This is a genomic window from Acidobacteriota bacterium (genome assembly GCA_018001935.1).
Classification (GTDB): domain Bacteria; phylum Acidobacteriota; class JAAYUB01; order JAAYUB01; family JAAYUB01; genus JAGNHB01.
Genome location: JAGNHB010000012.1, coordinates 49680 through 69893 on the forward strand (window position 1 = coordinate 49680; position 20214 = coordinate 69893).

Consider the following 20214-nt stretch of genomic DNA (forward strand, 5'->3'; position numbering starts at 1 on the left):
TTCGCGGTGCTCCTCGGGGTCGCCTGGTGGGCGGGCCTGCTGGCGGGCAACGCCCAGGGGCAGGTCCCCACGGGCTTCCGGGCCCCGGTGACCTACCGGATCGAGGCCCGGTTGGTCCCCAAGGAAGGCCTGATCCGCGGCACGACCCACATCCGGTGGACGAACTACTCCCCCGACCCCGTGGAACGTATTCCCATCCATCTGTACATGAACGCCTTCGAAGGGCCCGACACCACCTTTTTCCGCGAGGAGCGCCTGGCTTCCGGGGAGTCCTCCTTCGACCCCGCGGCGACCGGGGGGATCCAGATCCGGAAGCTGGACTCGGAAGAGATGGGCGACCTCCTGCCGGCCCTGCGCTTCATCCAGCCGGACGACGGGAACCCCTCCGACCGCACCCTGGCCGAGGTCCGCCTCCCGAAGCCGGTGGCCCCGGGGAGTTCCGTGCAGCTCCACGCCGTCTTCGAAACCCGCCTGCCCTCAAAGGTCTACGCACGCAGCGGGCGGCGGGGCAACTTCTTCATGGCCGGCCAGTGGTTCCCCAAGGTCGCCGTCCTCGAGCCCCCGGGGTGGCGCCACGCGGCCGCGACCCGGTGGAACTGCCACCAGTACCACCGCAACAGCGAGTTCTACTCGAATTTCGCCAACTACGAGGTCTGGCTTTCCCTCCCCAACGAGTACAAGGTAGGGGCCACCGGCCGTGAAGTGGCCCGGAAACCGGCGACCTCCGGGCGCCGGGAGACGGTCTGCCTCTTCCGCCAGGAAGCCGTCGTGGACTTCGCCTGGGCCGCCGCCCCGGATTTCATCGAGGTGACGGAGAAGTTCACGGCAAGCACCGAGGTTGGACCGGAGGAGTACGCTCACTGGTCACGGGTCCTGGGCGTGAGCCCCGAGTCCCTCCGCCTCCCCGACGTCTCGATCCGTCTTCTCGTGCAGCCGGACCACGAGGCGTCCATCCCCCTCTTCCTCCGGACCCTCAAGCATGCCATCAAGCTGTACGGCCTGATGTTCGGGCCCTACCCCTACGCTGCCGTCACCCTGGTGGACCCCCCCGTCGGTGCGATCGAGGCCGGGGGCATGGAGTACCCCACCCTCTTCACCGGCGCGTTTCACCGCATCCTGCAGTGGTGGCCGCTGAACGGCCTCGGGGCGGAGACGGTCATCACCCACGAGTTCGGGCACAACTACTGGATGGGAGTCGTGGCCAGCAACGAGTTCGAGGAACCCTGGATCGACGAGGGGATCAACTCCTACGCCGAGGCGCGGATCAACGCCATCCTGGCGGGCCGGGAGGACGCCCCGATGGAAAGGGTGAGCCTGGGCTCCTTCGCCGAACACCGCTGGATCACCCTTCGCGATCGCCCCCTCCCCGACGCCCTCGACACGGCGTCCTGGTGCTTCGCTCCCGGGGGGTACTCCGCGAACGCCTACGGCCGGGCCGCGACGATGTTCCTGACCCTCGAGCACCTCATGGGACGGGCGCCCTTCGCCCGGACGCTCCGGGGGTTCTACCAGGCGTTCCGTTTCCGTCACCCCGACACCCGGGATTTCACCGCCCACTTCGCCGCCGCGGGAGGCGAGACGGTCCGGCGCTTTCTCGCCGAGGCCTTTGCCCCGGCGGCCTGGGTCGACTACGCCGTCAGCGGCCTGACCACCCGGGAGGACCGGTCCGCGAAGCAGTGGGAGTCGGTGGTGACGCTGGAGCGTCACGGCACGATCGTGCTGCCCGTGGACGTCGAGATCCGCTTCGAGGACGGGCGGGTCCGGACGGAGCGGTGGGACGGGGAGTCCCGGTGGACGCGCTACGCCTTCCGGGAGAGTTCCCCCGTCGTCGCGGCGTCGGTGGACCCCGGCCTGAAGGTCCCGCTGGACCGGTGCTTCGCCAACAACAGCCGGACGACCCGGCCCCGGGCCGAGAACATCTCCCGGCTGCAGGCGATCTTCCAGTTCCTGGTGCAGGTCCTCCTGCACCTCGTCGCACTCCTGGCCTAGGGAGGCCGAGATGACCATCGACCCGCCGCTCAGGAAGATCTTCGGGGCCGCCGTGATCCTCTGGGCATTCTCCCTGCTGGTTTCGTGGCCGGTGTCGTCCCTGCTGGGGAACGCCCTGCGGGGTTACGCGGGCGAGTCGCTCTGGCTGGAGCGGCTGTCCGGCGGCATCGACCCCCTCTTCCTCTCCGATTTCATCCCCAACGCCGGCCCCGCCCTCTCCGCCATCCCGGTCGCCTTCCTTCCCGTGGCGGTGTTCTTCTTCCTGGTGCAGATCCTTTTCAGCGGCGGGTTGATGAAACTGTTCTGCCACGAGGGGGAGAAGGTTTTCGAGCCCTTCGCCCGGGGAGTGGTCACGCTGGGTTTTCGGTATTGCCTCCTCTGGGTCCTCTTCCTGCCGGTGTTCGCCCTCGGCGTGGCCCTGGTCCTGCTGCCCTTCGTCCTGGCGGGGGACCTGCTCCCGGAGAACCCCTCCGAGCTCTTCACCCTCCGGCTCTACTCCCTGCAGATCGTCCTGGTCCTCCTGGCCGTCTCCTTCCTGCACTCGGTGCAGTACCTGGTCCGGGCGGTCATGGCGAATCACACGGGCCGGATCGGCTGGTCCGTGAAACGGACCCTGCGGGTCGGTTTCCCGCTGGTCCTCAAGGGGTGGGGCCTGGTCGTCCTGGCCACCGCGCTGGGCGGGGTCGGCGCCCTGTTCTTCTCCTGGCTCGGGATGCTCTGTTACGGGAGCCGGTTCTTCCTGTGGGCTTTTCTCCAGGCGGCCGCCTTCTGCCTGGTCCTGGCCCGGGTCTGGCTGCACCGCTTCCTCGCGGACCTGGTCAAGCGAAACGTCTTCTAGGCCGGCGCCCTTGCGGCGGAAAGCGGTGTTCTGATAGAATGCTTCCATCCTGATTCCTCGCTGGAGGCCCACCATGATCATCAAGGAACCCGATTTCCAGAACCGCCTGCACGCCGTGATCGAGAACCGGATCCAGATCCTCCGGGCCGAGTTCCCCCGGGAGTCCTACGAAGAACTGCGGCTCCTGGAGGATTTCTACCGCCTGGTCTGGCGCCTGGCCTTCGACCTCGAACTGAGGCCCTCCCTGCGGCACTACGCGGCCAGCCTGGCCCTCTACATCGTGTCGGCCGTCGACTTCGTCCCCGACAACTCGGACTCCGCCTGCGCCTACGTGGACGACCTCGCCGTGGCGGTCCGGGGCACCGGGACACTCCTGGAGGCGCTCGGGCGGGAGGAGATGGACCGGCACTGGCGGAGTGCCGTCTCCCTGGATGAGGCCCTCGGAAAGGGGGAGCAGTTCCTCACCGACAAGCTGCCCTGCGGCATCGAGGACAAGATCCGGGCCTACCTGAGGCCGTGACGGACACCCGTGACCGCTGCGGGGCGTAATAGGGGGTGCAGCCGCGCGCGGAAAAGGGTATAATTCGCGCTCGGATTCTGGGAGCGTGACCATGAAACATGAGCCCTTCAAATCGTCAACCCGCGGCCTCGTTCTCGCCGCGGTCCTCATCCTGTGCGGGACGGCGCTCTGGGCGAAGAAACCGGCCCACCCGCTGAGCCCGACCCACAAGAAGTGGCTGGAGGAGGACGTTGTCTACATCATCTCCAAGGTGGAGCGGAACGTCTTCCTCCACGACCTGAAATCGGACCTCGACCGCGACCGGTTCATCGACTCGTTCTGGGCCGCGCGGGACCCTTCCCCGGGCACCCCCGAGAACGAGTTCAAGGTGGAGCACTTCCGGCGCATCAACTACGCCAACAGCAAGTTCATCATGGAGGGCGCACCGGGGTGGCGCACGGACCGCGGGAAGATCTACATCCTCCTCGGTCAGCCGGCACAGATCCTGGACTGGACCGCCGACTACCACATCTACCCCGTCGAACTCTGGTTCTACACCAACCGCAACCACCCGAGCCTCTACAGCGCGTTCTACGTCATGTTCTGGGAGCGGGAGGGCTTCGGGGGCTACCGGCTCTACAGCCCCTACAACGACGGGATCCAGCGGCTCACCCACGGGACGAACATCAACAGCAAGCGGATGTCCTATGAGTACATGCGCAGCATCAATGCCGAGCTGGCCCGTGCCGCCCTGTGCCTGATCCCCTCGGAGCCGGTCGACCTGCAGGAGTTCAGCCCGAGCCTGACGTCCGACATGCTGATCAACAAGATCATCACCCTGCCCGAGGAAGAGGCCCCCACGGGCTACCTGCAGATGTACATCGCCGACCCGTCGAAGCTCCGGGGGAAGGTGGACACCCGCCTGATCTACAGTGCCACCCCCACCACCCTTCACCTGACGGCCTTCCCTACCCTGGACGCCGAGGGGAATGCCCTGATCCACTGGGCGTTCAAGGTTTACCCGAAGGAGTTGAGCGTCGCCCGCTACCAGGACCGCTACTACTTCTCCCTCGAGGTGGGGATCAACCTCTCCGACGCGGAGGACAAGGTCATCCTCCGACGGTCCCAGGAGGTGGTGCGCTACTTCAACGAGGAGGAGTTCGAGCGGGTCAAGGGGATGTGCCTGCAGTTCCAGGACAAGCTGGGGGTGGTCCCCGGGAAGTACCGGCTGGACCTCCTCATCTTCAACCGCGTGAACTCCCAGACCTACACCCAGAGCCGCACGATCGAGGTGCCCCAGGTCCCGGCGGAGGCGCCGGCCGTGGGGCCGCTCCTGCTCACCGATTCCTTCGGGGCGGCCGCGGACCGGGATTCCGTCGAAAGCCGCTGCTTCTCCTTCTTCAACTACCGCTTCTCCCCCCTGACCGAGCGAAAGGCGAGCATGACCGAGCGCCTCGGGGTCCTCTTCCACCTCTACTGGCCCCCCGCAGACGTGAAGGCGCAGCCCGGAAAGCAGTTGAGCTTCGAGTACCGCCTGCTCCCGGAGCGGAGCGAGACCCCCTCCAAGGTCATCATGGACAACATCGTGCTCGGCAAGCTGGACGCGAGGGGGACCCTGCTGACCTTCAAACAGATCCCCCTCACGGAGATCATGTCCGGCCGCTTTTCCCTGGTGATCGCGGTCAAGGACGCGGAAGGGGCCGTGCTGGCCTCCGGCAGCATCCCCTTCTTCCTGGACCCCACCCGGAAGACGCCGATCCAGACCGTCTTCTCGGACAAGCTCGCTCCCGACGAAGCCGGGATCTACGACTACCAGCGCAGCCTGATCCTCGAGAAGGCCGGGGACGGCGCCGGGGCGCTCCGCTTCCTGGAACGCGCGGTGCTGAAGAACCCCGACGCCACGGAGCCCGTGGTGGCGATGGTCCGCCGGAAACTGGAGACGGGCGAGCCGGCGGCGCTGGCCGAACTCCTGGCCCGGGTTCGAGAGAACGCGGATTTCCCGCCGGAGGGGCACCTGTACTACGCCCGGGTCCTCACCGCCCAGGGCAAGGCTGCGGACGCCGAGGCCGCGCTGGACGCCTTCGTGAAAACCGGGCGGGGCACCCGAAGCGAGTACCTCGAGGCCGCGGCCCTCTACGAAAAGAACGGGAACACCCGGCGGGGCGAGGACGTCCGAAAGCAGGTGGAGGGGATGGGCGGTTCCAAGTGACGCCGGCCCCGTTCCGCCCCGGTGCGGGACCATTTCACCGTCTGCCGAGAGAGGGACACGAATGAAAGGGCTTCTGCTGATCCTGGGTGTCGCGATCCTGACGGGCGTGGCCGCCGGCATGTTCGGGGTGGGCGGCGGGATCATCATGGTACCCATGCTCATGTATGTCTTCAAGTTTCCCCCGCACCTGGCGGTGGGGACCTCCCTGGCCGCCATGATCCTCCCGGTCGGCATCCTCGGGGTGATCGAGTACTACCGGAAGGGGAACGTCGACGTTCGGGCCGCCTTGATGCTGTCCATCGGGATCTTCATCGGGGCCTGGGTCGGCGCGAGGTTCTCGCTGTCCCTCCCGAAGGAGGTGCTGCGGCGCCTCTTCGGCCTTTTCCTGGTGGTCGTGGGTTTGTTTATTGCCCTTGACAAGTAGCCGCCTCGCGGGGCATATCGGTATCGGTATCGGTATCGGTATCGCAGTCGCCGTCGCAATCGCAGTCGCTATCGCCCTTGCCGTTGAGCTCGGACGCGGGAGGGAGGCGAGAGGGGGGGAGGGAGCGATAGCGATGACGATAGCGATGACGATAGCGATACCGATGGCGATACCGATACCGATACCGATAGCGATAGCGATAGCGATACCGATGCAGGTGATGAGGGCATTCATACAGAGGAGGACGCATGTATAAAGTTGTCTTGATTCGGCATGGGGAGAGCGTCTGGAACATGGAGAACCGCTTCACGGGGTGGACCGACGTGGACCTCACCGCGAAGGGGGTGGAGGAGGCTCACCAGGGCGGAAAGGCCCTGCGCGGGGAGGGGTACGTGTTCGACGTGGCCTACACCTCGGTGCTCAAGCGGGCCATCCACACGCTCTGGATCGTCATGGACGAGCTGGACCTGGCCTGGATCCCGGTCCACCGGTGCTGGCGGCTCAACGAGCGCCATTACGGCGCCCTCCAGGGGCTGAACAAGGCCGAGACCGCGGCCAAGTTCGGGGAGGAGCAGGTGCACCTGTGGCGCCGGAGCTGCGACGTGCCCCCGCCGGCGCTCCAGCCCGAGGACCCCCGTTACCCGGGACACGACCCTCGCTACCGTGGTTTGACGCCGCGGGAACTCCCGCTCACCGAGTGCCTCAAGGACACCGTCGATCGCTTCCTTCCCCTCTGGAAGGAGACCATCGCCCCGGACATCCTGACCGGCCGGAAGGTGCTCGTCGTGGCCCACGGCAACAGCCTCCGGGCCCTGGTCAAGTACCTCGACGGCATCTCCGACGAGGAGATCGTGGGCCTGAACATCCCCACGGGCGTCCCCCTCGTCTACGAGCTGGACGCCGGGCTGAAACCGATCCGGCACTACTACCTCGGCGATCCCGAGGCCATCGCCCAGGCCGCCGCGGCCGTCGCAGCGCAGGGGAAGGCCAAGTAAGCCCCCGGTCGCGCCTGCGTCCGGGGGAAGTGGCCGCGGCGCGACGAGCCGTCCCGCTTCACGGGCAAAACAGGATTGACAGCACCGTATAAAGTCAATTCAGCCACAAAGAACGCATAGAACGCAAAGAAAGACAGATCTTATAGATGCTTTGAATTCAAAGGGTTCTGGCCTTCTTTGCGTGTCTTTGTGTTCTTTGCGGTTTGATGGGGCCGGTCTTTTGATGCGAGGTCATCAGGATTGACGGGTTCGTAAAAAGCCGGAAATCGAACGGGAACGTGTTTGTCGTGCCTTTGTTCGAGCCATTGCTCTGAGGCTGAGGGTACGTTTGGCGGTGAAGTCAGGCTTCTGTGGGAGCGAGGAAGCGAACTTCTCCGAGGGCGCGGTCGAAGTCCCGGGCGACGTCGGCCGGGGCGTGGGCGTCGGAGGACAGGACCCAGGGGATGCCCAGTTCCAGGGCCCGGCGGAGGATGGGCGGGGAGGGGAACAGCCGGCCGCAGTGCACGTAGCCGCCGGTGTTGACTTCCAGGCAGGCGCCGGTTTCCTTCACGACGCCGAGGGTGTGCTCGATGCGGCGGGCGATGTCCGGGTCGTCGGCCACTGAGGGAAGGTTGCGCTCGACGACGTCGAAGTGGCACACCATGAAGGGGCGCAAGCGGGCGACCCCTTCCGCCAGGGTTTCGTAGTAGTGCCGCGTCACCTCCCGGACCCCCCGGGCCAGGAGCCCGGCGACGTTGACCGGGTCGTTCCGTGAGCAGATGTTGAGGTGGCGTCCGAGCCCCGGGTCCCGGACGAAGTGGAAGGAGACGGCGACCCGGTCCCAGGGGTGGCGTCCAACGAGGGCCTCGACCGCTTCCGGGGCGTCGGGGTTGTACCCCACCTCCACGCCCAGGGAAACGGTGATCCGGCCGCGGTACCGTTCCTTCAGCGTTTCCCCCTCGGCGGCGTAGGCGTCCAGCAGTTCCGGGGTCAGCCAGGTGCGGCGGGGGTAGACGACCCCCGTCTCGAGGTGCTCGAGGAAACCGATCTCCTCGAGACCCTTTTGCAGGGCCGCCTCGACGTACTCCTCCATGGCGCCCACGGCGTGGTTGCAGTAGGCCGTGTGGACGTGAAGGTCGCGCCGCCGGGGGTCCTCCGTCATCGGGGGCGATCCGGGATGACGAGCTTCGCGGGGACGCGGAGGAACCAGTTCCAGTCCGCCTCGGGACGGAGGGTCCCCTTCTTCTGGACGTACTCGATGAGCAGGTCGCGGACCTCCTGGGTGTCCCGGGAAACCAGCCGCCCGTTCTTGAACATGGCGTACCGCCCGCCCGCCCCGGCGGCCTGGTAGCTGTTGGTGGCCAGGGTGTACTCGGCCTCCGGGTCCACGGGCTTCCCGCCGATCTCCAGGTAGACCACGCGCTGCCCCGCCGGCCGCGTGGGGTCGATGGCGTAGCGCGCCCCCGCCAGGGTGTTGAAGCCGTAGCGGCGGAAATCCGGCTGCTGGCCGATGTTGAGGGTCTTGTTCGCGGCGTCCCACTCGAGGGTGTCGTAGATCTCGGCGGAGACTTCCAGGGCCTCCTTGACGTGCTTCCCCTTGAGGGCGATCACGGTGGTGGTGTTCTCGTAGGGGTACAGCGCGAAGAGGTGCGAGACGCGCACCGGCCCCCGGGCGATGCGGACGTAGTGGCCCGGCATGTAGGAGGCGAAGCTCAGCTGGGCGCCCGTGCGCTCCAGCACCATGGCGTGGATCAGGTCCAGGAGCGCGTTGTCGCCGGTGAAGACCCCCTCGGCGCTCAGGTCCGTCTCCGCCGTGGCGATGGGCTTGGCGATCCACTCCCGGACCTCCCGGTCATAGGGCGCGATCAGCGTCGCGATGGCGGGGTCCACGGGGATGGTGTCGTCGATGGCGGGGTTGAGCCCCGACTTCTCCGCCAGCCCCCACCGGCCCTTTTCCTTCCGGAAGACCAGGTCCACCCGGGTGACGTGCTGTCCCCAGCTGTGGCCCTGGGCGATGAGGACGTTCCCCACCAGCCGGGGCGGGACATTGTCGTGGGAGTGCCCGGTCAGCACCACGTCCACGCCGGGGACGGCGGTGGCCAGCTCCCAGGCGCGGTTCTCCGTTTCGGAACCGTTGGGCTTGCCGGTGGCGAGGTCGACCTCGAAGCCCTCGTGGGTGTTGACGACGACGGCGTCCACCTTTTCGACCTCCCGCAGGACCTTGACCCACTTCCGGGCGGCGTCGGGCGTCGGGTCGAAGACCAGGTCCCCCAGGTTTTCGGGCGTCTCCCAGTTGGGGATGTTGCTGGTGGTCAACCCCAGGACCCCGACGCGCACACCGTTGAATTCCTTCACGACGTAAGGTTTGAAAAAGGGTTCCTCGGAGCCCTTCCGGCGCGTGTTCGCGGAGAGAAAGGGGAAGGCCGCCTCGTCGCGGCACCTGAGCAGGGGTCCCAGGCCGAAGTTGAACTCGTGGTTCCCCACCGTGAACGCGTCGTACTTCAGGGTGTTCAGGACCAGGATCATCGGGTTCGGCTTCGAGGTGTTCCGGCGGAGGAAGTACCAGGCGAGGGGGCTGCCCTGGATGAGGTCGCCGTTGTCCAGCAGGAGGACGTGTCCGTTCTCGGCCCGCACCCGTCCGATGTAGCTCGCGACCCTCGCCAGGCCGACGTTTTGCTCCTTTTCCCGGAAGTAGTCCCAGGGCAGGACCCGACCGTGGATGTCGGTGGTCTGGACTACGGTCACCCGGACCTCCGCACCTTCCTTCCCGTCCGCGGGGACCCAGGCCAGGGCCGCGGCCAGGATCACGCAGAGCACGAACGGCAGCCTCCGGGGTGAGGCGATGAACGACCGAATCATGGGACCTCCTGGTGTGTTCCCCGGGAAGCCGGGGGGGTTCGAAATTTCCCTTATGGCACAAAACCCGCCCCCGATCAATCTTTCTTTGAACCTTCGCTCCCCGGGGGAGTTCAAATAGGCGTGAAACTGTTCTCCGGAGGCACGCCATGACCCGCACACCCGCTTTCCCGCGACCTCGCTGCGAAGCCCTCCCCTGCCCGCTCCCCCTGGCCCTGTTCACGGTTTCCGCGGTCTTCCTCCTGTTCGGGACGGTGCTCCGGGCGGCCCCGCCCCTGCTGAGCCAGGTGAAGGTCACGATCCTCCTGTCTCCCGAGGTGGCCCGGTCCGTCGGCGACGCGGACCCCGGCCGGTCCCTGCACCTCCAGACCCTGGCACTCCGGCTCGACAAGGGGTCCATCTGCTACCACGACAACGGAAGGGTCCGGGCGGTCGGCGAACGGGTCCCCGACGGCGGGGGGCGGTTCGAGCGTTACGTCATGCTGGACAGGGGGGACTACCTGCTGGAGTTCCTGGTGTACCTCCCGGGGTCGGACCGGTTCGCCTTCGAGGCGAGACACGTGTCGGTACCGAAGGCGCCCGCAAAGCCGGCCGACGTGGAGGTGAACATCACCGCCCTCGACCGCGAGGGCTTCCGGAAGCTCCGCCAGGACCTGGTCTTCGACGGGACCCAGGTGGAGAACGTCTTCTACGACCACATGCTCTGGTTCCGCGTGCGGAACCTCTCGTGCCGCCCCGAGGCGGAACGTGACGACCTGTTCGAGCGGGTCAAGCTGCTCACGGCCGACATCGAGTACTCGCCCTACGCCTACCGGCTCCTGGGGCGGGACCTCGACGACATCTACCGCGACCCCCCGGCCACCCCCGAGGACCTCAAGCGGGGGTACCGGAAGATCTTCACCTCCGTCATCGTGGACCGGATCTACGCCGTGGCCGTTCGGGCGGACAACGTCTGCCGCCTGGCGGCGCTGGCGGGGCAGGGCAAGCCCGACCGGGCGCGCTTCAAGGAACTGGAGCGCGAGGCCGGCCGCTTCCGGGACGTGGCCGACGACCTGCTGTCGCGGTGGAAGTGGGACAAGGCGTCCTTCCGGAAGGAGGTGGAGGCGATGAGCCTTCCCGAGCTGGCCCGCGAGGCGGCGGAGTGCGCCGAACAACTGGACCGCGCCGTGGTGAGGTTCTTCTTCCAGGCCTACGAGAAGTCGGCGGGGAAGACCGTCCCCACGGTGTCCCCCATCGTCTACGCGGAGCAGATCCAGCGGGTCTGCAAGCAGGCGGGAAACCTTTTGAAGTAGGCCGGCCCGCCCAGGGCTGGCCGCAGCGGTGCCGCGAACCGTGCGATCCGCTCGGCCGCGGGGTGGGGGGCGTTCGGGGCCCCGGCGCGCGGGCGCCTCCCCCCAGCCCCTGGTTTTAACCCTTGAAAACCGGGGGCGGGGGGGCTACAGTGGGGTTGCGAAGGCGAGTGCAACGGCCGGCGGCCCCCGGGCGCCCCGGGGATGCCGGCCGGCCTGGAGGCGATGGATGAGGACGGTTGCCGCAGAGGTCCCCACGGTGTCGTGGGTTTTCCGCCGGGTCGTCGTGACGGGCCTTTTCCTCGGGTGGGCGGTGGCGACCCTGACGGCCCAGGGGGGGGCTCCCGTTTCCGGGACGATCAAGGTCCCCGTCTGCGCGGCCACCCGGTCCGGCGATCCCGGCCTCGACCTGGCGGCGGGGGATTTCGACGTCCGCCTCGACGGCAAACCAATCGAGGTGGAGTCCTTCCTGGGGTCGGAGAGCCCCATGGCCATTCTCCTGGCCCTGGACGTCACGGGTGACCGCCTCGGCATCGAAACGGTCCGGGCGGAACTGGTTCGCTTCGTCGAGGTCCTGCCGCCCAACGTCCAGGTCCTCTTGATGACGCTCAACGACGGGGCCCGGATGATCCAGCCCAACACGGCGGACCGGGGGAAGCTCACCCAGGCGATCCGCAGCTGCGCCACCACCGGTCACCCGGGGTTTCTGGAGAGCGTGGAGGCCGTCGCCCGGTTCGCCGACAACCTCCTGAAGCGGAACCCCGTCCGGATCGCGACGCTGGTGGTCACGGACAGCAACGTGCGGCTGTACCGCCGCCAGTACACCACCGCCGACTTCTCGACGGCCGCGGAGGACCTTCGGGGGGCCCTCCGCGCCTTCGCCGCCCCGCTGTTCATCCTTCGGGTCCCGGTCCAGCCGGTGGAGACGCTGACGTCCGAACTCCCCGTCGGCACCCCGGGGTACAGCCAGGACCGCGGCTTTTCCAGCCGCCAGGAGGGCGTCATCCGGACGGAGCCGACGGTGGACGGGGCCCCCCAGCCGGCCATGACCAAGCGTTTCGCCAGCGAGGTCCCCAACCGGACGTACGAGGGGGTCCTCCACGACCTTGCCGAGCAGACCGGCGGGCGGGCCGAGTTCCCCCTCGACGAGAAGGGGATCTCGACGGCGCTGGCGTCCCTTCTCCGGAGGATCCACGCGGTCTACGTCCTCGAAGTCCGCCCGGGCTCCGCTCCGGGCGCCGAGGTGAAGCCGGACGTCCGGCTCAAACCCTCCGCCGGGAGGGGTGGGGACCTGCGGCTCTCGTTTCCTTCCCGCCTGAAGACGTCACCGTGAGGAGATAATCCCGGAGCCGGGCCAGGGCGCGGCCCCGGTGGCTGAGGGCGTTCTTGTCGGCGTCGGGGAGTTCGGCGTAGGTGAGCCCCGTGCCGTCCGCCTGGAAAACCGGGTCGTAGCCGAACCCGTTGCCCCCCCGGGGGGATTCCGTGATGACCCCCTCGCAGGTCCCCCGGGCGGCGAAAAGCTCCCGCCCGCCTTCCGCCAGCGAGACGGCACAGACGAAACGGGCCGTCCGGGCGGCTCCCGGGCGCGCCGCCAGCTCCGCGAGGAGCTTGGTGATCCGGTCGGCGTCCGAGGCCCCCGGGCCGGCGTAGCGCGCCGAGCGCACCCCGGGGGCGCCCCCTAAGGCGTCCACCTCCAGGCCGGAGTCGTCCCCCAGGGTCGGCAGGCCCGTGAGGTGCGAGTAGAACTCCGACTTCACCCGGGCGTTCGCGGCGAACGTGTCGCCGGGCTCCTCGCAGTCGGGCAACCCCGGGACGTCCGCGAGGCTGAGGAGGGACACGCCGGGCAGGGCGAGGATCTCCCGGATCTCCCGGACCTTGCCGGGGTTTTTCGAGGCGACGAGAAGCGATCCTCCAGGGTTCATGACCGTTCCTTTCGAAGCGAGGTAAACCGGGTCGGGGCCGGGTGCCGAAAGCCCTTCGGAGCGGCCGCGGCAGGGGACTTGCTCAGCGTGCCGGGGGAATCAGCGTGTCCAGGTCCAGCCGGCCGGAGAGGAAGGTGCGCTGGGCGTCCACGAGTCGGCGGATCCCCTGGCCGGCCGCGTCCAGCATCCGGCGGAGCTGCTGGTCGGTGAACGGGTTGTGCTCGGCGGTCCCCTGCACCTCGACGAACCGGCCGTCGCCCGTGGCCACCACGTTCATGTCCACCTCGGCGGCGGAGTCCTCTTCGTAGCAGAGGTCGAGAAGGACCTCCCCCGCCACCACGCCCACGCTCACCGCCGCCAGGAAGTCCCGCAGGGGGCTGCGGGGCAGGCGCCCTTCCCGGACCAGGCGGTCGATGGCCAGGGCGAGGGCCACGAAACCGCCGGTGACGGAGGCCGTCCGGGTGCCGCCGTCGGCCTGGAGGACGTCGCAGTCCACCACGACGGACCGTTCGCCGAGCAGGCCCAGGTCCGTGACCGCCCGGAGGGAGCGGCCGATCAGGCGCTGGATCTCGTGGGTGCGTCCCGAGGGGTGCCCGCGGGTGACCTCCCGGGCGCTCCGGGTGGACGTGGACCGGGGGAGCATGCCGTACTCCGCCGTCACCCACCCCGACCCGCTCCCCTTGAGGAACGGCGGGACCTTGTCCTCCAGCGACGCGGCGCACAGGACCCGGGTGTCGCCGGTCGAGATCAGGACGCACCCCTCGGGGTGCCGGACGAAATCCCCTTCCAGCCGGAGGGGGCGAAGCTCGAGGGGGCCCCGGTCGCCGCGGTGCATGGCGGCCCCCCTCAGCGCTCGGCCGGGGGCAGGTTCTGGAGGTCGATGGTCTGGACCTGCTCCACGCTGCGGGCGAGGAAGATCTCCGCCACCTTCCGGAACCGTGCCACCGAGTCGGTGACGTAGAATGCGTCCTCGGCGGGCTGGGCGGGGTCGGGCCTGCGCTCCAGGCCCAGGGCGATGAGGATCTGGCGGATCTCTCCCGCCAGCGCCTCCGCGGAGTCCACCAGGTTCACCCCGGGGCCCACCACGGAGGAGATCACCTTCTTGAGCATGGGATAGTGGGTGCAGCCGAGGATGAGGGTGTCGATGGAACGGTCCTTGAGGTCCTCCAGGTAAATCCGCGACACCTCGGCGGTCACCGGGTGGTCGAGCCAGCCGTCCTCCACCAGGGGGACGAGCAGGGGGCACGCCTTCGCGCAGACCTCGGCCGACGGCTCGAGCTGCAGGATCATCTCCTGGTAGCTCTCGCTGGCCACGGTGGACTCGGTGGCGATGACCCCGATCTTCCGGTTGCGGGACAGCTCCAGCGCCTTGCGGACGCCGCTGGGGATCACGCCGACGACGGGGACGTCGAACGTCTCCACCATGGCCTCCATGGCGTAGGAGGAGGCGGTGTTGCACGCCACCACCAGCAGCTTCACGCCGAGGGTGGTGAGGAACTGGCCGTTCTGGAGGGAGTACTTGACGATGGTCTCCGCCGACTTGGTACCGTAGGGGACGCGGGCCGTGTCGCCGAGGTAGAGGAATCGCTCCTCGGGGAGGCGGTGCTTGAGCTCGCGGTAAACGGTGAGCCCGCCGACGCCGGAGTCGAAGATCCCGATGGGCCGGTTGCGTTTCATGATGTCTCCTGATTTCCGGGTTTATCCGTGGTTGTCCGTGGCTGTCCGTGGTCGGGTTCAAGGCTCGGGCCGGCGGCCTTCAGTTCTGGGCCCCGTCCAGGTAAGCGCCCGAGAAGGCCAGCCCCTGGTCGAGGGAGATCCCCCCCGCCAGGGTCTCCCGGCGCCGGCCCTCCACCAGGATGTGAACGGTGTTGATCTCCGGCAGGCTGCCGGTGAGGGTGTTCACGATGGAGTAGAGCGTGGCGAGCTCCTCCGTCGTCCCGCCGGGGTGCTGGGTGCAGAGTTCCCGGCTGAAGTCGAGGATCGCCTGTTTCCCGACGAGGTAGACCTCGCGGACCACCACGTCCTTGGGCAGGGTCTCCAGGTTGCCGAAGCGGGACCCGCTCTTGAGTTCGTCGATGAGCTTGCGGACGAAGAGGCGGTTGTCCACGGGGGCCAGGATGCTGCGGGCCTCCAGGCGGAGGAGGGCGAACCCCTTCCCGGAGGGGGACCGGAAGTAGAGCTTCACGGACCGGTCCTTCACGTCGCCCGCGGCCAGGCCTCCCGCACCGGCGGCCCCGCTCTCGGACTTCTGCTTCTCCATCCAGTACACCGTCAGGATTCCCGCGAGCGAAACCACCAGCAGGGCGACCATTCCAACGATGATCCACTTGTGCCGCATCCGCCGTCCTCACTGCATGAAATCGGCGATGGCGTCCGCCAGGCGCCGGCAGAACTCGTCCTGCACCCGGGGGGTGAGGATGTCCTTCTCGTCTTCCGCGTTGCTCAGGAAACAGACTTCGACGGCCACCGCGGGGCAATTCAGCGCGGAGAGCAGGTAGAGCCGTTCCGCGGCGGGGGCGCCCGTGAACGGCTGGAACACGAGCCCGAGGCGTTGCTGGATGATCTCCGCCAGCCGCCGGCTGGGCTGGAGCCAGGCGAGCTGGGCGGCGGCCGAGGGCGCCAGGCGGATCTCCCGCCCGTCGATCATCCCCCGGATCACCTCGGTCCGGCTCTCCTCGGCCGGGGAGGGGCGGTAGTAGTAGACGACGAAGCCGCGGTCCTCCTTCCGCCGGGACCAGGCGCACTGGAGGCTGACGAGGAGGCCCGTCCGGGCGAGGTTGGCCTGGGCGGCCCGCTGGACCAGGGGGACCGCCGTGTCGGCGGAGCGGGTGAGGCGCACGTCGAGGCGGGTGGTGTAGGAGAGGATCTGGCGTAGCCGTTCCGCCATCTGGAGGGTGATGTCCTTCTCGACGGCGCTCGCGCCGCGGACCCCCGCGTCGTCCCCCCCGTGGCCGGGGTCGATGCAGACCACCCGCCCGCCCTGGGCCGGGAGCGTCACGGCGAGGAAGGCCCAGAGCGCCGCCGCGGAAAGGGCCCGGGTGAACGGGCCAAACGGCGGCACCCTGCCGGTCGAAGGGGACATCCTCACTCCTCGATGACCATGATGACCTGGCGCATCTCGACCTTGTCGCCCTCGTGGACGAACACCTTCTTGATGCGGCCCGACTTCTTGGCCTGGAGTTCGTTCTGCATCTTCATGGCTTCCAGGATCACCACCACCTCGCCGGACTTCACCACCTCGCCCTCCTTCTTCAGGAGCTTGATGATGAGCCCGGGCATGATGGCGGTGATGGCGCCGGCTTCCTCGCCGGCGGCGCCGGAAGACGCTTTCTTCCGGGTGCTCTCCACCTTGGGCTGTTCGAGGCCGAAGACCTCGTAAGGGTAGGAGATCCCGTCCACCACGGTGCTGTTGCCCTTGAACGCGACCGTGTGGGGGTTGCCCCCCACGGTGACGGTGTCGCCGCTCACACTCCAGGGGAACTCGCGGTCGTTGACCAGCACGGTGCTCTCCCGGAAATCCATTTCGTACGGGATGCCTTCCAGGACGATCTTGAACTTGTTGGCCATCTCACCACCCCCGTCTCATGAGTGCGCGCCCGGCCATTTTCCAGTCGGACCGGGCGGTGGCGGCCGCCGGCCGCGCAACGGCCTGCTTGGCCTTGTTCTGCTGCTGGATCAAGAGTTTGGCCGCCACGGCGGCGGCGATCTCCTCCTTCCCGCCGAGACCCTTGGAGATCCGCTCCAGGAAGGGGCGGGCCACCTGCGGGAAGAGGGCGTAGGAGAGCACGTCCTCGTCGGACCGGGCGAGGGCGCCGATCTCGGCCTTGGCCTTCTCCCACCCGGGGTCCAGCATCTCCGCCGGGCGGCAGGTGATGGGCTCCTCCTTCCCGATGGCCTTCTTGATGAGTTCGGGGTTGATGGGGGCGGGCGGGCGGCCGTAGAAGCCCCGGACGTACTGCTTCACCTCTTCCGGGATGACCTTGTAGCGCTCGCCCATGATGACGTTGAGGGTGGCCTGGGTGCCCACGATCTGGCTGGAGGGCGTGACCAGGGGCGGGAAGCCCATGTCCTCCCGGACCCGCGGGATCTCCTCCAGGACGGCGTGGTACTTGTCCAGGGCGCCCTGCTGGCGGAGTTGGTCCACCAGGTTCGACAGCATGCCGCCGGGGACCTGGAACTGCAGGACGTTCACGTCCACCGGGGCGATGTTCGCCTCGAAGCTGGCGTACTTCTTCCGGACCTCCCCCATGACGGCGGCGATGTCCGCCAGGGCGTTGAGGTTCAGCCCGGTGTCCCGGGCCGTCCCCTTCATCATGGTGACCATGGTTTCCGTGGGCGGCTGGGACGTGGACATGGACATGGAGGAGATCGCCGTGTCCACCACGTCGGCGCCCGCCTCGGCCGCCTTGAGCAGGGAGGCGATGCCCATGCCGCTGGTGGAGTGGGTGTGCACCTGGACGTGCAGCCCCAGGTCCTTCTTCAGGGCCGAGACCAGCTCGTAGGTGGCGTAGGGCGTCAGGAGCCCCGCCATGTCCTTGATGCAGAGGGAGTCGGCGCCCCGGTCCGCCAGGTCGCGGCCCAGCTTCACGAAGGCCTCGATGCTGTGGACGGGGGAGATGGTGTAGCTGATGGTGGCCTGGACGTGGGCGCCCTCGCGCTTGGCCACCTGCATGGCGAATTCCATGTTGCGGATGTCGTTGAGGGCGTCGAAGATGCGGAACACGTCGATGCCGTTGGCCGCGGCGGCCTTCACGAAGCGCTCCACGATGTCGTCGGGGTAGTGCTTGTACCCCACCAGGTTCTGCCCGCGGAGGAGCATCTGGGTGCGGCTGTTGTGGATCCGCAGGCGGAGCTTGCGGAGCCGGTCCCACGGGTCCTCGCCGAGGAAGCGCATGGCGCTGTCGAAGGTGGCGCCGCCCCACATCTCCAGGGACCAGAAGCCGATCTTGTCCAGCTTCTCCGCGATGGGGAAAAGGTCCTCGTTGCGCAGGCGCGTGGCCAACAGCGACTGGTGGGCGTCGCGCAGGAGGGTCTCGGTGATCATCAGGGGTTTGGTTTCCATCATCACCTCGCTCAGTCCATGTCCATCTGCGTGGCGAACATCTCCTTGGGCTTGATGAGGAGCACCACGGACTCCTGGTCGGAGTCGGGGCTGTGGGTGGTGTAGGCGCGCACCACCGTGCTCTCCCCCTCGTGCAGCACCAGGTCGGGGATGTTGCGGAAGCGGATGCGGATCTCGCCCTTGACCACCACGTACATCTCGTCCCGGGTGTGGTGGTGCATGGGGAATTCCCCCTTCACGAGGATCACGTAGACGGCGTGGTCGTCCACCGTCCCGAGTTCAAAGTGCCGGTAGGGCTCCTTGAGGAGACCGGCCAGTTCGAAGATGCTGTTTTTCGTCGGCATGATTCCTCCTTGCTCACAGGGGGATGTTCCCGTGCTTCCGGGGCGGGTTGGCGTCGCGCTTGTTCTGCAGGGCCTTGAGGGCCTGGATCAGCTTGGGCCTTGTCTCACGCGCCTCGATGACGTCGTCCAGGTAACCGTAGCCCGCCGCGACGTAGGGGTTCGCGAACTTGTCGCGGTACATCTTCGTGAACTCCGCCTTCTTGGCGGCGTGGTCCTTGGCGTCGGCGATCTCCTTCCGGAAGATGATGTTGACGGCGCCGTCGGGCCCCATGACCGCGATCTCGGCCGAGGGCCAGGCCACGTTCCAGTCGCCGCGGATGTGCTTGGAACTCATCACGTCGTAGGCGCCGCCGTAGGCCTTGCGCGTGATCACCGTGAGCTTCGGGACGGTGGCCTCGCAGAAGGCGTAGAGCAGCTTCGCCCCGTGGACGATGATGCCGCCGTGCTCCTGGTCCACGCCCGGGAGGAAGCCCGGGACGTCCTCGAAGACCACCAGCGGGATGTTGAAGGCGTCGCAGAAACGCACGAAGCGGGCGCCCTTGATGGAGGACTTGATGTCCAGCACCCCGGCCAGGACCATGGGCTGGTTGGCCACGACGCCCACCGGGAACCCGCCGACGCGGGCGAAGCCGATGATGAGGTTCTGGGCGTACATTTCCTGGATCTCGAAGAACTCGCCGTGGTCCACCACCTTGGTGATGACGTCCTTCATGTCGTAGGGCCGTTGGGGGTCGTCCGGGACGATGGCGTCCAGCTTCTCGTCCATGCGGGCCGGGTCGTCGTCGGTCTCGGCGAAGGGCGGGTCCTCGAGGTTGTTGGAGGGCATGAAGGAGAGGAGCTGCCGCACCATGTCCAGGGCCGCGTTGCCGTCCTCGGCCATGAGGTGGCAGACGCCGCTCTTGGTGCTGTGGGTTATGGCGCCGCCCAGTTCGTCCATGGAGACCTCCTCGTGGGTGACGGCCTTGACCACGTCGGGGCCCGTGATGAACATGTGGCTGTTCTTGTTCACCATGACGATGAAGTCGGTCAGCGCCGGGCTGTAGACCGCGCCGCCGGCGCAGGGGCCCATGATGACGCTGATCTGGGGCACCACGCCCGAGGAGAGGGTGTTGCGGAGGAAGATGTCGGCGTAGGCGCCCAGGCTCACCACGCCTTCCTGGATGCGGGCGCCGCCCGAGTCGTTGATGCCCACGACCGGGGCGCCGTTCTTGACGGCCAGGTCCATGATCTTGCAGATCTTGCGGCTGTGGGCCTCGCCCAGGGAGCCGCCGAAGACCGTGAAGTCCTGGCTGAAGACGTAGACGATCCGGCCGTTCACCGTGCCCCAGCCCGTCACGACGCTGTCGGAAAGGTAACGCTTCTCGTCGAGGCCGAAGTCGGTGCTGTGGTGGGTGACGAACATATCGATCTCGTTGAAGGAGCCGGGGTCCAGGAGCGCCTGGATGCGTTCCCGGGCCGTCATCTTGCCCTTGGCGTGCTGGGCGTCGATCCTGTCCTTGCCGCCCCCCTGCCGGGCCTGCTGCCGGAGCAGACGCAGTTTCTCGATGAGTGGATGGGTGGACATCAAACCTCCTCTATCGCGTCGGATTCAGCCCTGAAGGCCGATGGGTAGCGTGGTCGTGTGCGGTCGCGAACAACGCGGCATTATCGGCCAGGGGGACGGGGTTGTCAAGGGAAAAGCCCTTTGGAGTAAGGCAACTCGACGACAGGGTATTTGACTCCAGCCTGTCTATCCGGAAGTCAGGACGGCATCCAAAAGCTCCCATTCCGTTGGGTCAAGAATACGAAAGGGGATCATGGAAACGAGA

General features: G+C 67.6%; 19 protein-coding genes. 8 read left to right on the forward strand and 11 right to left on the reverse strand.

Features of this window, described 5'->3' with window-relative positions:
- Positions 1–6 precede the first annotated feature (6 nt).
- The 6 genes from KA419_06960 to gpmA all read left to right on the forward strand — a co-directional run bounded on the left by KA419_06960 (position 7) and on the right by gpmA (position 6954).
- The gene (locus KA419_06960; GenBank protein MBP7865674.1) at positions 7–1989 is read left to right on the forward strand and encodes a M1 family metallopeptidase; all 1983 of its coding nucleotides are present in this window, start codon (positions 7–9) and stop codon (positions 1987–1989) included.
- A gap of 10 nt (positions 1990–1999) precedes the next feature.
- Entirely contained in the window at positions 2000–2827 is an 828-nt protein-coding gene (locus tag KA419_06965; protein MBP7865675.1) for a hypothetical protein, read from the forward strand.
- 73 nt (positions 2828–2900) lie between these two features.
- Positions 2901–3347 carry a hypothetical protein gene (locus KA419_06970; GenBank protein MBP7865676.1) on the forward strand — a complete coding sequence of 149 codons (447 nt, stop codon included), beginning with the start codon at positions 2901–2903 and terminating at the stop codon, positions 3345–3347.
- 91 nt (positions 3348–3438) lie between these two features.
- A complete protein-coding gene (locus KA419_06975; protein MBP7865677.1) occupies positions 3439–5535 on the forward strand; it encodes a GWxTD domain-containing protein in 2097 nt (698 codons plus the stop codon).
- Between the two features lie 61 nt (positions 5536–5596).
- Positions 5597–5959 carry a sulfite exporter TauE/SafE family protein gene (locus KA419_06980; GenBank protein MBP7865678.1) on the forward strand — a complete coding sequence of 121 codons (363 nt, stop codon included), beginning with the start codon at positions 5597–5599 and terminating at the stop codon, positions 5957–5959.
- Between the two features lie 248 nt (positions 5960–6207).
- The gene (gene gpmA, locus KA419_06985) at positions 6208–6954 is read left to right on the forward strand and encodes a 2,3-diphosphoglycerate-dependent phosphoglycerate mutase (protein MBP7865679.1); all 747 of its coding nucleotides are present in this window, start codon (positions 6208–6210) and stop codon (positions 6952–6954) included.
- Between the two features lie 340 nt (positions 6955–7294).
- On the opposite strand, the gene KA419_06990 is transcribed toward gpmA, so the two are convergent.
- Together KA419_06990 and KA419_06995 are read right to left on the reverse strand one after the other, a co-directional pair.
- Positions 7295–8095, reverse strand: coding sequence for a histidinol-phosphatase (locus tag KA419_06990; protein ID MBP7865680.1), 801 nt, complete (start codon positions 8093–8095; stop codon positions 7295–7297).
- Entirely contained in the window at positions 8092–9792 is a 1701-nt protein-coding gene (locus KA419_06995; protein ID MBP7865681.1) for a bifunctional metallophosphatase/5'-nucleotidase, read from the reverse strand. The genes KA419_06990 and KA419_06995 overlap by 4 nt, the downstream gene beginning before the upstream one ends.
- 146 nt (positions 9793–9938) lie before the next feature.
- Between KA419_06995 and KA419_07000 the strand changes: the two genes are divergently transcribed.
- Positions 9939–11081: a hypothetical protein gene (locus tag KA419_07000; GenBank protein MBP7865682.1), complete on the forward strand. Its 1143-nt coding sequence runs from the start codon at positions 9939–9941 to the stop codon at positions 11079–11081.
- A gap of 226 nt (positions 11082–11307) precedes the next feature.
- Complete coding sequence (locus tag KA419_07005; GenBank protein MBP7865683.1) at positions 11308–12411, forward strand: hypothetical protein; 1104 nt, start codon at positions 11308–11310, stop codon at positions 12409–12411.
- On the opposite strand, the gene rdgB is transcribed toward KA419_07005, so the two are convergent.
- From rdgB to KA419_07050, 9 genes are all read right to left on the reverse strand, one after another.
- Positions 12341–13000 (reverse strand): RdgB/HAM1 family non-canonical purine NTP pyrophosphatase, encoded by a 660-nt coding sequence (rdgB, locus tag KA419_07010; protein MBP7865684.1) that lies wholly within the window; start codon positions 12998–13000, stop codon positions 12341–12343. The two genes, KA419_07005 and rdgB, sit on opposite strands and share 71 nt — an antisense overlap.
- Before the next feature lie 82 nt (positions 13001–13082).
- Entirely contained in the window at positions 13083–13835 is a 753-nt protein-coding gene (gene rph, locus KA419_07015; GenBank protein ID MBP7865685.1) for a ribonuclease PH, read from the reverse strand.
- 11 nt (positions 13836–13846) lie between these two features.
- Complete coding sequence (locus KA419_07020) at positions 13847–14677, reverse strand: glutamate racemase (protein MBP7865686.1); 831 nt, start codon at positions 14675–14677, stop codon at positions 13847–13849.
- 79 nt (positions 14678–14756) lie between these two features.
- Positions 14757–15338, reverse strand: a complete 582-nt coding sequence (locus KA419_07025; GenBank protein MBP7865687.1) for a GerMN domain-containing protein — start codon at positions 15336–15338, stop codon at positions 14757–14759.
- 9 nt (positions 15339–15347) lie between these two features.
- The gene (locus tag KA419_07030; protein MBP7865688.1) at positions 15348–16082 is read right to left on the reverse strand and encodes an N-acetylmuramoyl-L-alanine amidase; all 735 of its coding nucleotides are present in this window, start codon (positions 16080–16082) and stop codon (positions 15348–15350) included.
- 2 nt (positions 16083–16084) lie between these two features.
- Positions 16085–16567, reverse strand: a complete 483-nt coding sequence (locus KA419_07035) for a hypothetical protein (protein ID MBP7865689.1) — start codon at positions 16565–16567, stop codon at positions 16085–16087.
- Position 16568: 1 nt separating this feature from the next.
- On the reverse strand, positions 16569–18062 hold the full coding sequence (locus KA419_07040) for a pyruvate carboxylase subunit B (protein ID MBP7865690.1): 1494 nt from the start codon (positions 18060–18062) through the stop codon (positions 16569–16571).
- A gap of 11 nt (positions 18063–18073) precedes the next feature.
- Positions 18074–18406 carry a cupin domain-containing protein gene (locus tag KA419_07045; protein ID MBP7865691.1) on the reverse strand — a complete coding sequence of 111 codons (333 nt, stop codon included), beginning with the start codon at positions 18404–18406 and terminating at the stop codon, positions 18074–18076.
- Between the two features lie 13 nt (positions 18407–18419).
- On the reverse strand, positions 18420–19970 hold the full coding sequence (locus KA419_07050; GenBank protein ID MBP7865692.1) for an acyl-CoA carboxylase subunit beta: 1551 nt from the start codon (positions 19968–19970) through the stop codon (positions 18420–18422).
- Positions 19971–20214: the final 244 nt, after the last annotated feature.